7 protein-coding genes are annotated in these 11,352 nt (G+C 55.8%); 3 read left to right on the top strand and 4 right to left on the bottom strand.

Annotation, left to right across the window (positions count from 1 at the left end; all coding sequences use genetic code 11):
* The first annotated feature begins 293 nt into the window (after window positions 1-293).
* From IBX51_RS03330 to IBX51_RS03320, 3 genes are all read left to right on the top strand, one after another.
* The gene (locus IBX51_RS03330; protein ID WP_291828676.1) at window positions 294-890 is read left to right on the top strand and encodes a peptidylprolyl isomerase; all 597 of its coding nucleotides are present in this window, start codon (window positions 294-296) and stop codon (window positions 888-890) included.
* 5 nt (window positions 891-895) lie between these two features.
* The gene (mnmC, locus tag IBX51_RS03325; protein WP_291828674.1) at window positions 896-2,767 is read left to right on the top strand and encodes a bifunctional tRNA (5-methylaminomethyl-2-thiouridine)(34)-methyltransferase MnmD/FAD-dependent 5-carboxymethylaminomethyl-2-thiouridine(34) oxidoreductase MnmC; all 1,872 of its coding nucleotides are present in this window, start codon (window positions 896-898) and stop codon (window positions 2,765-2,767) included.
* A 112-nt stretch (window positions 2,768-2,879) separates the two neighbouring features.
* Window positions 2,880-3,512, top strand: a complete 633-nt coding sequence (locus IBX51_RS03320) for a CBS domain-containing protein (RefSeq protein ID WP_291828672.1) — start codon at window positions 2,880-2,882, stop codon at window positions 3,510-3,512.
* A gap of 313 nt (window positions 3,513-3,825) precedes the next feature.
* Here the strand turns inward: IBX51_RS03320 and ligA are convergent, their stop codons facing one another.
* The 4 genes from ligA to IBX51_RS03300 form a co-directional block, all read right to left on the bottom strand.
* The gene (gene ligA / locus IBX51_RS03315) at window positions 3,826-5,862 is read right to left on the bottom strand and encodes an NAD-dependent DNA ligase LigA (RefSeq protein ID WP_291828670.1); all 2,037 of its coding nucleotides are present in this window, start codon (window positions 5,860-5,862) and stop codon (window positions 3,826-3,828) included.
* Between the two features lie 24 nt (window positions 5,863-5,886).
* Window positions 5,887-6,924 (bottom strand): cell division protein ZipA, encoded by a 1,038-nt coding sequence (gene zipA / locus IBX51_RS03310; protein ID WP_291828669.1) that lies wholly within the window; start codon window positions 6,922-6,924, stop codon window positions 5,887-5,889.
* A 121-nt stretch (window positions 6,925-7,045) separates the two neighbouring features.
* Window positions 7,046-10,540, bottom strand: coding sequence for a chromosome segregation protein SMC (gene smc / locus IBX51_RS03305; RefSeq protein WP_291828667.1), 3,495 nt, complete (start codon window positions 10,538-10,540; stop codon window positions 7,046-7,048).
* A 1-nt stretch (window position 10,541) separates the two neighbouring features.
* The gene (locus IBX51_RS03300; RefSeq protein WP_291828666.1) at window positions 10,542-11,222 is read right to left on the bottom strand and encodes a GntR family transcriptional regulator; all 681 of its coding nucleotides are present in this window, start codon (window positions 11,220-11,222) and stop codon (window positions 10,542-10,544) included.
* Between the last annotated feature and the right edge of the window lie 130 nt (window positions 11,223-11,352).

Raw genomic sequence — 11,352 nt, 5'->3', positions numbered from 1 at the left:
AGGTCCGAGTCCAAAAAGCTGAGCACTGGCACGAAGATGTTCGCTACCGGCCAAGCCGGGACTTTTCTTCAAACCCCTTACGGATTCTCACCAGACTCCTCCTTCGTTCACAGTGATCACCGTACAACCGGGCCGGTACAAATAGATAACGTCAAGAGTAGTTCAGTACTCCTGGACAAGATGTTCTGATTGCACTGATAAGGGTAAAGATCTGTTAAGATCTTCGATCGATTTGTTCTGGCTGGATTATCTCAGGATTCCAAACAACAACTGAAACCGTGAGTGCATGTTAAATGACAAATTCCGTAAAACGCGCATCAATTGTGGCATCTGTCCTCTTTGCCATTGTATCTGCCTGGCTACTTCCTGCGTTAGCGCAGGCTGACGAGTTGCCTAAAGTTCGTATCGTCACCTCTGAAGGCGCCTTCGAGTTGCAATTGCGACCGGATGTTGCTCCCAAAACCGTCGAGAACTTCCTGACCTACGTTAATGAGGGCTTCTACGATGGCACCGTGTTTCATCGAGTCATTGCTGGCTTCATGATTCAGGGCGGCGGCTTTGATGAAAACATGGCCCGCAAGCCCACTAAAGCACCGATCGTTAACGAGGGTGTCGCTACGCTGCCGAATCTGCGCGGGACCATCGCCATGGCTCGCACCAACGCACCGGATTCGGCGACTTCCCAGTTCTTTATTAATGTGGCGAAAAACGATTTCCTGAACGCCGGTGTGCGCGGGCCCGGTTATGCCGTGTTCGGCAAAGTGACCGATGGCATGGGCGTTGTCGACCGAATTGCGGGAGCTCAGACAGGCCGCAGCCAGGGCATGGCCGATGTGCCGGTCCAACCTATCACGATTGAAAAGGTTACCCTGGTCACTGCTGAAGACTGAACCCCATGCAACGCAAACCCTTGCCGCCGGCGATGGAGCCGGCGGAGCTGATCTGGCGAGATGGGATACCGGAATCCACCAGATTTGGTGACGTCTACTTCAACAGGGACAACGGTCTGGCTGAATCACGTTACGTCTTTATCGGCCAAAATCACCTGTCTGACCGCTTTCGGGAGCTACCGTCCCACCGCCATTTTGTCATCGCCGAGTGCGGCTTTGGTACCGGCCTGAACTTTCTGGCTGCCTGGGCAGAGTGGCAAGCACAAAGACCTGCCGAAGACGACGCCATTCTCCACTTTGTCTCTGTTGAACGATACCCCCTAACCCGCCCGGATCTTAAAAGAGCCCTGTCGCACTGGCCTGAGCTAAAACACCAGGCTGCAGAACTGATCGACCATTATCCGCCACTGATTCAAGGCACACACCGGTTGGTTTTGGCGAAGGGCAAGGTTCGCCTGACACTGTATTTTGGTGACACGCTGAATGCCTGGCGCGATCTGTCCTTCATCGCGGACGCCTGGTTCCTCGGCGGGTTTTCGCCGTCGCACAATCCAGAAATGTGGCTGAAAGAAACCCTTGAACAGGTCGCCGAGCACAGCAAAGCCGGCACAACTCTGGCGACGTTTACGTCTGTACCTCAGATACAACGCGACCTCACAGACGTCGGGTTTGACATAACCCTGCAGCCAGGCTTTGGCTATAAACGAGACATGCTCACCGGGGCGTTCACCGCCGGAAAGCCACTTGTTACAACGGAGAATTTCGAGACCGTTGCTATCATCGGCGCCGGCATAGCCGGTACCCTGCTGGCCCGAAATCTGGCTGAGCGTGGCATACGCGTGCTGTTGATCGATCGAGCAGCACAACCGGGGTCTGCGGCATCCGGCAACCCTCAAGGGGCTTTGTACGTAAAGCTGGGGGTGGAATACAACACTCAAACAGAACTCGCGGCCACCGCGCTCAGTTTTAGTCAGCGCTACTACCGGGCCTGTCAGTCCGATTTCTGGCACCCCACGGGGCTGCTTCAGTTGGCAACCAGCCCACAGGAGGCTGACCGCCAGCGTCGATTTAATGAGCGCAATACTTACCCCAGTGATCTGTTGGTGCCAGTAACAGCTGAACAAGCGACAGAACTTGCCGGCATTGCCCTTGAACATTCTGGGCTATGGTTCCCTAACTCCGGCTGGTTAGCGCCAGCCAAAGCTTGCCAGAATCTGGCGGACCACCCTCTGATCGAAACGCGGTTTGATGAACAGATTGCCAGCATTTTTCCCTGCAACGGGCAATGGTGTCTTCGCAACAACCGGAGCGAGGACCAACAAATCAGCCGCATCGTGATTGCAGGCGGCCATGAATCCGCCGCACTGGTGCCTGTGCCCGGAGAACTGCGATTGAAGCCCATTCGGGGCCAGACCACCCAATTACCAGAACCACTGTTTAATTTGCCCCGAACGGTCATTTGCGGCAACAGGTACCTGAACCCGGCCAGCAATGGCAACGCCACAACCGGTGCCACCTTTGATCTCAGAGACAGCAACCCGACGCCGACAGGCCGAAGCAATCAGGAAAATCTGAACGAGGTGCAAAGCATGCTGCCGGCCATTGCCACCGGCGCGGCTGTGCCGACGGATCAATTGGAAGCCAGGGTGGCCTTTCGCTGCACCACTCATGACTATCAGCCGGTCGCCGGGAGACTGCACGACAAACATGGCGCACCGGTGGATGGGATCTACCTGATGACCGGACTGGGCAGCAAGGGCCTTGCCTGGGCACCACTACTGGCCGAGTACCTGGCCGACGTGATCACCGGCCAGCCGCAAAGCGTATCTGTGCAGCTGGCAAAACGACTCGAAACGGCACGCCTGTACCGGGCATAACTTACCTTAACGTAATACGCAAACCCTTCAGGTTTATTGGGTTCAGCCGTTAATGTTAAATAAGTGTATCTGCACTCGGCGATTGCAGATGTCAGACACAAGAGGAAATGCAATGTCCATTCACGTTAGTGAACCAGGACGCCCCATCGGAACCCGGTTACCCGAGGCGTTCCGCAGCCGCAGAATTGGTGACGTAACCGAGCTGACGGAATCCGGGGCGATCTCATCTCACCACAGCGACGCAACAGACGGCGAATTCCAGCAGGCAGCAAACAGCGGCAGTTATCGTGCGTTGCAGGAATATGGTGCGGCGGCCGCCGGTGAACGGCGTGAAGAACGGGTATATCTGCCGGTATCGGATATCTGCTCACCCGCATTGTATTCTGCACCGGCAACCTCATCCGTCGCAGAGGCCTTAGCCAGCATGGAAGACAATGGTATTCATCACTTGGTTATCACGGCAGACAAAAACGTTGCCGGGCTGATCGATCTTCGCTGGCTTTTGGGTTGGTTACACGATCAGGACTCTTCAGCAATCACACAAACCCTGACCCACATTGAGTTACCTGCGTTTTTGACTGCATCACCGGAAACCGACGCGCACCAGCTGGCGCGGCTTATGCTCGCCCACCAGCTCAATGCGGCACTGGTGGTCGATGCTCAGGGTAAACCCTCCGGTATTGTCACCAGTACCGACTACCTGAAACTCTACGCCAGTGCCGGCCGGCATGAGGGCGCTGTCTGATATGATCACGACGCCCGCTGCCTGCGTGATTGAGAGACCCAGAAAGCGTGGCAACCCGAACCGGATCTCCCAATAAGGCTCCAGTCTGATCGTGGATTCTTACCTGTAACTCACCATTGTGGTGACCGGCCATAAACAAACGACCACCATGCCCGACATTGACATCCGTTGGCACAAGCCCATCGTTCCCGATCAGCCAGTTTTGAGCGTATCCCTGGACACACCGTTACAGAGCAACGTCGTGGTAGCCAATTTGAAACCTGGGGAATCCGCACCAGTTCTCAGATTCGCCGGCGAGGCCGGCATCTACAACTCAGACGGTCAGGCCATGCTCCTCAAGCAATGCCCGCAGACCGACCTCATCCAACACGGGTAAACCAAGTTGCTCTGCTTTCGCCAATTTAGAACCGGCCGCTTCTCCGGCGACGACGCAGGCCGTCTTCTTCGAGACACTTCCAGAAACCTTGGCCCCCAGCATCTCCAGCTTTTCCTTAGCCTGATCACGGGTCATCTGTGAGAGGGTTCCGGTTAACACCCAGGTTTCGCCTGCCAGGGGCTGCGCAACCCTCTCCAAAACCTGCGCCTCCTGCCAAACCACGCCAGCGTCTTTCAGAGCCTGCAAGGTTTCCTGGTTGTGAGGCTGATCAAAGAAGCTTCGCACATGGCCCGCCACAATGGGCCCCACATCCGCAACCTGTTGCAGCGCGTCTTCATCCGCCTGAGAAATGAGTTCGAGTGACCCGAAATACGAAGCCAGGCTTTTGGCCGTGGCCTCACCCACTTCCCGAATGCCTAATGCATAAAGAAACCGCCACAACACGGGATGGCGTGAACGATCGATGGCAGCAATAAGATTATTTGCAGACTTGTCGCCCATACGGTCCAGACTTGAGAGCTGAAATCGGGTAAGCCGATACAAATCCGCCACCGTCTGGACCATGCCTTCGTCTACCAGCACCTCGATCAGCCTGTCGCCCAGGCCTTCGATATCCAGGGCCTTGCGGGACGCATAATGCCGTATCGCCTCTTTACGCTGGGCCGGACAGAAAAGCCCGCCGGAGCAGCGCGCCACGGCTTCACCGTCGATTTGTACGATGTCAGAATCACACACCGGGCAATGGCTGGGCATAAGCACTTCACAGGCCCCTTCCGGGCGCTTGTCCGGAACCACTTTGACAACCTGAGGAATGACATCTCCAGCCCGACGAATGAAAACCGTATCGCCAATGTGGACATCCAGGCGCCGAACCTCGTCCATATTGTGCAAGGTCGCGTTTGATACCGTCACACCGCCCACAAACACTGGCTTGAGGCGGGCAACCGGGGTAACGGCACCGGTCCGGCCCACCTGAAATTCCACACCTTCAATAACCGTCAATTCTTCTTGTGCAGGGAACTTATGGGCAATGGCCCAGCGTGGTGCTCTCGAAACAAACCCAAGTTGCTGCTGCAGGTCCAACCGATTCACTTTAAACACAATGCCATCAATCTCGTAAGGCAGGCTTTCACGCTTTTGCATCAACGCGCTGTAGGCGTCAAGGCAAGCCTCTGCTCCCTGCGCTTTGCGCATCTCCGGGTTGATCCGAAAACCCCACTCTCTTACGCGCTGCAAGCTGTCCCAATGGGTCGCGGGCAACAGGGTTTCATCGGTGACCGCCATACTGTAAGCACACAATTCCAGCGGCCGCTGGGCGGTGACAGTGGATTTCTTCTGGCGCAAGCTGCCAGCGGCAGCATTGCGGGGATTAACGAAAGGTTTCTCGCCCTGCTCTGCCAACCTTGCGTTGAGTTTTTCAAAACCGGCTTTTGGCATATAGACTTCGCCACGCACCTCCACCAACTCAGGAATATTGTTGCCTCTGAGTTTTAACGGGACCGACGGAATGGTGCGTATATTGGCGGTGATGTCTTCCCCGGTGTAACCATCCCCTCGGGTTGCGGCTCGGGTTAAAGCGCCATTCTCGTAATGCAGGCTGACCGCCAAGCCGTCCAGTTTTGGTTCGCACACGTATTCGACAGGGTCTTCCGTCGCCAAGCGGTCCCGCACACGGCGGTCAAACTCTCTCAGTTCTTCTTCACTGAAGGCGTTGTCCAATGAGAGCATGGGCAGGCGGTGCACCACTTCCTGAAAACTGGTTTCGGCAGCACTGCCTACCCGGCGGGTGGGCGAATCGTCAGACTCCAGCTCCGGATGCTGGGCTTCAAGCGTTTGAAGCTCCCGGAACAAGCGGTCAAACTCCGCATCAGGAATTTTGGGGTCGTCCAGCACGTAATAGGAATGGTTATGGTCGTCGATGACAGCGCGCAGTTCTTCCACACGCTGCCGGATTTCTGCAGAGACTTGTGTCATCAGGTTGGGTGTCCTGGTTAAGCGTTACACCCGGTGGGAACGCTGTTTACGTTCGAACTCGCGGATTCGTTGACGGCAGTGCTCAATGGTCTGGGGCGTCATCACGCTTCGGCGCTCGTCCTTCAGATCCCCGCCCATGTTACGCACCACGCATTGCGCTGTTTCAAGCATGAATTCGAAGGCCTGCATGGCATTGGTAGGGCCGGGCAAGCTCATGAAAAAACTGATTCCCGGGGTACTGAGCGTTGGCATATCGTTGGGCTTGAACGTACCCGGCTCTACCGCACTGGCCACGCTGAACTGAACCGGCGTGGTGGTGTCTGTTCCCTCATGCCGATGATAAATGTCCATATCGCCAAACTCGAGACCGCAGGCTTCAAACAATTTTTTAAGAACAGCACCCTCAAACTGCGACCCACTGCGAGACAATACGTTAATGACCAGAACTTCCCGGGCTTCCGGGCGGTTGGCACCTGCCAGCGGCTGATTTTTGCGGGGCTTCGCGATCGACCGCTTGGCCGTGTCCTCTTCCACTTCAGAGGTCACTACCGGCGGCTCGTCCACAGCCGCTTTGACGGATGGCCGCTCGACACGTTTTGCGGGCTCAGGCTCAGGCTCAGGCTGGATACTGGCGCTAGAGTCCGCTGAGACAACGGGGGCAGGCTCTTGAGCTGGCTTCGGTTGCGAAGGTTCAGGATCGGGTTCAGCACGAGACTCCCGAGGCTCACTCATCGCAAGATCGTCTATGCTGTCATCAGCAGCTCCCCAGCCAGTTTCTGGTGCCACCTCGTCATCATCGGAGCTGCCGAACGCTTCTGACGTATCAGACGTAAAGTAACCACGAGCCTCCAGAGTTCCCCTGGAAATCGTGCGGGCACCACCGTTAGGTAGCTCAGGATTGTAGTCGTCATCGAGCGGCGAATCCTTCAGGTCATCCGCGCCCATACCCGATGAGATTGCCATGGACTCCTTGCGGGCCCGGCGCATACGCCGAACACCATCAATTACGATTCCAAGTATAACCAGGGTACCTATGGCAATTAACCATTCCCTAAGTGACATAATGCTGCTGTCCTGTTTGCAGTTTGGAACGTTGCTACTCTAAGAAAAGCCCGTAATGAATACAACGCACACTGGGCCGAGATGGCGTTATTGTCATGGTTGGCGGCTATTTCGCCAAGCCTCAGGCCTCAGCTAATGCCGCAGCCTCATCGACGTCTACAGACACCAGTCGCGAACAACCTGGCTCATGCATCGTTACACCCATTAACTGATCGCCCATCTCCATAGCGATTTTGTTGTGGGTAATGTAGATGAACTGTACCTGTTTAGACATCTCTTTCACCATATTCGCGTAGCGGCCAACATTGGCATCGTCCAGCGGTGCATCCACTTCGTCGAGCATACAAAACGGCGCCGGGTTAAGCTGGAAGATGGAGAACACCAGCGCAATGGCAGTCAATGCTTTCTCGCCACCGGACAACAGGTGGATAGTGCTGTTCTTCTTGCCCGGTGGCCGGGCCATGATAGCCACTCCGGTTTCCAGAAGATCCTCACCGGTCAGCTCCAGGTAGGCATTTCCACCCCCGAACACTTTGGGAAACAGCGCTTGCAGGCCGCCATTCACCTGGTCAAACGTTTCCTTGAAACGCTGGCGAGTTTCCCGGTCGATCTTACGAATGGCCGAGTCCAGTGTTTCCAGGGCTTCTATAAGATCGTTGTGTTGCTCGTCCAGGTAATTTTTACGCTCACTCTGAACCTGATATTCATCAATGGCGGCCAGATTGATGGCACCAAGACGCTGGATGCGGTTGCCGATTTTTTCCAGCTCGTCCGCCCAGGCTTTTTCATCGGCTTCTTCCGGCAGCTGGCCCAACACATCATGCAGCTTCACATTGAGCTCTTTAAGCTGTTCGATGTGGTTACCAGCGCGGATTTCCAGCGCCTGGGATTCCATTTTCAGTGTTTCAAGGCGTGAACGAACGTCCTGCACCAAATGATCCGTGCGGCTTCTGCCCTGCTCTCGCTCTCGCACTTGCCGGTCAGTATCCTCCAGCGCATCTCGCGCCGCCGCAAGATTTTCCTCTTCCGCCAGGCGACGCTCCAGCAAACCCTCAAGTTGTAACTGGAGGTCTTCCAGAGGGTCTTCGGCACTTTCGCGAGACTCCCGTAGCAACTCTACCCGTTCTTCCAGGCGCTCTTTCTGCAACTGCATCCGGTCAATGGTCTGCCTGAGGCCATCCCGCTGGCTTTGCAGCGTTTGCAGCTGTAATTGGAGTTGATGCGCGTGGTCCCGATCATGGCGGGCTTGCTGGCGTAGCCCATCGAGATTTTCCCTCAAGGTATCCCGTTGTTGCAACAGCCGCTCTTTCTCTTCGTCGCTGTCTTCGGTTGAGGCCAGCGCCAGATTCCATTCTTCCTTAACGCCTTCAAGCTCGTCCTGCTGCTCTTCGAGGGTTGCTGCCACTTCTTCGATGTCGTCGCGAATTCTGGTCAGGCGTTGATCAATCTGCTCGGCGCGAGCCTTTACACCGCTGACCCGTGAGGTCAGCATACCTAGCTCTCTCTCTGCTTCGTTCAGGCGGTTCTGGGCCTCTTCCCTGGACGACTCTGCTCGTTCCGATCTTTCCTGAAGCTGCACCCGTATTGCAGAAGCCTGTTCCAGCCGTTCTTCTGCCTCAACCAACTGCGCTGACAGCTCACTGACTTTCTTCTGCCGCTCAATGACCCCGACCTGACCGGCATCAGAATCCGGCATCAATACCCAGTCCCGGGCAACCCAGACCCCATCACGGGTAATCAGGCTTTGCCCTCCGGCAAGATCAACCCTTCGATCCAGGGCGTCGCTAACCGATTCCGCGATATCAATGCCTTCAAGCAACTGCACAATCGACGACACACCGGAGACTTTGGCCGCCAGCCCGCTCTTGTCTTCGTTCGCAACGGCTGAGCAGGAAACCAGGGCCAGACCTTTCGGAGCCTCTTTCAGAACATCCGTGAGATGGTCCAGAGCGGGTAACGCAAGCCCCTGACTGAATCGACCAATGACTTGTTCAATCGCAAATTCCCAACCATCCTCGATGCTCAGTGCGCCCGCCACCCTTGGCGCTTCGGACAAGCCATGCTCACCCAGCCAAGCCTGCAGGGCACCGTCCTGTCCGCCCATCTGTTCATCCAGCAGCGCCTGCTGAGATTCCAGGGAAGCCCGCAGACTCTGAACCTGCTGGCGCTGCTCTGATGCACTCTGCTCTGCATCTCGCAGTTGTTGCCGGCATTCGTACACCTCGTCCTGCACGGACTGAATTCGCTCGGCGGCTTCTTCACGCTGTAGTTCCAGCGTTTCCTGTTGCTCCAGCAGCTCATCCAGCTCGGCACGGTCAAGTTGACCCTCGAGCAATGCTCGCTCATCCAGGAGTTTGCTTCGGCGGTTATGCAATTGGCTGGTGGCGTCTTCCAGAGAGCGGATACGGGACTGTGCCAACTCGGCTTGGCGTCGAGTATCGGCCGACCGTGAGCTAAATGCTTCCCAACGATGCTGCCAGTTGCTCATCGCATCTTCGGCCTGCTGCAGTTGCTCTCCCGACTCCTCAGCGCGACCGGCGAGGGCGTCCTGCTCTGGCTCCGTCATATTAAGCTCGTCCTGAATGGCGGCCAGCTTTTCTTCGTCCAGCTCCAGTTCGCGACTGAGTTCACGCTGATTGGCCATCGCCTGATCGAGCTCGGTTGCGGTCTGGCGGCTACGCTCACGCTGATGCTCAAGACTTTGTTCAATTCGGGCAATATCCGCACCCGCTTCGTAATATCGGGCCTGGGCACGGTTAAAGTGCTCCGTGCGCTCGTGATGATCCTCTCGCAGAGATTCCATCGACGTTTCCAGGTTGACCCGCTCCGTCAGCAGTTTTTCAAGCTCCAGCTCGGTATCGCGAGTCTTGCTGCGCCATGACTGCAGGTCGTTATCCAACCCCTGCCAGCGCAGCACCGTGAGTTCTGCTTTTTTTTGCCGCTCTTCTTGTTTATACGCCTTGTACTTCTCTGCTGAAGCGGCTTGTCGTTCCAGATGCTGCAACTGTCGGCCCAGCTCTTCTCGCAAGTCCGTGAGTCGCTCGAGGTTCTCCCGAGTTCGTTTGATCCGGCTTTCAGTTTCGCGCCGCCGCTCTTTGTATTTGGAAATACCCGCTGCTTCTTCAATATACACCCGGAGTTCTTCAGGCTTGGCTTCAATAAGGCGGGAGATCATGCCCTGTTCAATGATGGCATAACTGCGAGGGCCCAGACCGGTGCCCATAAACAGGTCGGTAATGTCGCGGCGCCGGCATTTAGCGCCATTCAGAAAATACTCGGACTGGCCTTCCCGGGATACCCGGCGTTTTACAGAGATCTCAGTGAACTTAACGAACTCACCAGGTGCGGTACCATCCGTATTATCGAACACCAGCTCAATGACGGCCTGCCCAACCGGTTTGCGGGCACTGGAACCGTTAAAGATAACATCGGTCATGGACTCACCCCGCAGGTACTTAGCAGAGCTTTCACCCATCACCCAGCGCACGGCATCGATGATGTTGGATTTACCACAGCCATTCGGCCCAACCACAGCTGTCATGTTGGATGGAAACGGCACCGTCGTCGGGTCTACAAACGATTTGAAACCGGCCAGCTTGATCGACTTGAGCCGCATATCAGGCGGACTCCTCCGTGAGAATGCTCAAAACCTGCTGCCTTTGATGTTCACCGAATTCCTGAATGACTCGTTGCAGCAGATCGCTGTTACCCTTGACGGCGGCGTCGGCCAAATGTCGGAAAAACGTGCCGGTTTCTTCAATTTCGCTTCTGAAGTGCTCCAACGCAACGTAATAGGTACGACTGATCGCTGGCCGAAAATTTTCCAAGGTTTCTTCGAGAAAGGGATTCTCAATCAGCCGACAGGCATAACGCATAACCCCAAAACCCGCATCAATCACTTGCTCGGCAGCATCCGGTTCGTGAGAATTCAGAGCGTCAATCACGGCCTGAAGTTCTTTGACCTGGCTCATCACACCGCCAAGCTCCTCACCCGACCAACGCTCCAGCACCTTACGCCCCAGCATGCAAAGCAGGTCTATGTAGATGTCATAGAGAGCATCAACAGAATCCGGCGTCAACCCGGAGACAACCGCGCCACGGCGAGGAAAAATCTCCACCAGGTGCCGCCGCTCCAGAATCAGCAAGGCTTCTCGGACGGAGCCGCGGCTCACGTTCAAATCACCCGCAACCTTCAATTCCTGAATGCGTTCGCCAGGCTTGAGGTCACGTACGATGATCCGTTGTCCAATATGCTGCGCTATTTGCTCTGAAAGGCTTTCCGGTGCCTGAAATCTCATAAACCTGATGCTCACTTATAACGACAGGACATGATCAAGCGCAGAAGTTTATCACAGCCGCCGGTCAGCCCCACCCTTGTCTGACATTTTGATTGCAGGTCTTTTTTGACGGCAAAACCCTGCCGAAATA

The sequence above is a fragment of the Marinobacter sp. genome, assembly GCF_014859525.1.
In the GTDB taxonomy this organism is placed as follows: Bacteria; Pseudomonadota; Gammaproteobacteria; order Pseudomonadales; family Oleiphilaceae; genus Marinobacter.
The sequence above is the reverse complement of the archived record's forward strand: the minus strand, read 5'-3'. Positions and strand labels throughout refer to the sequence as shown.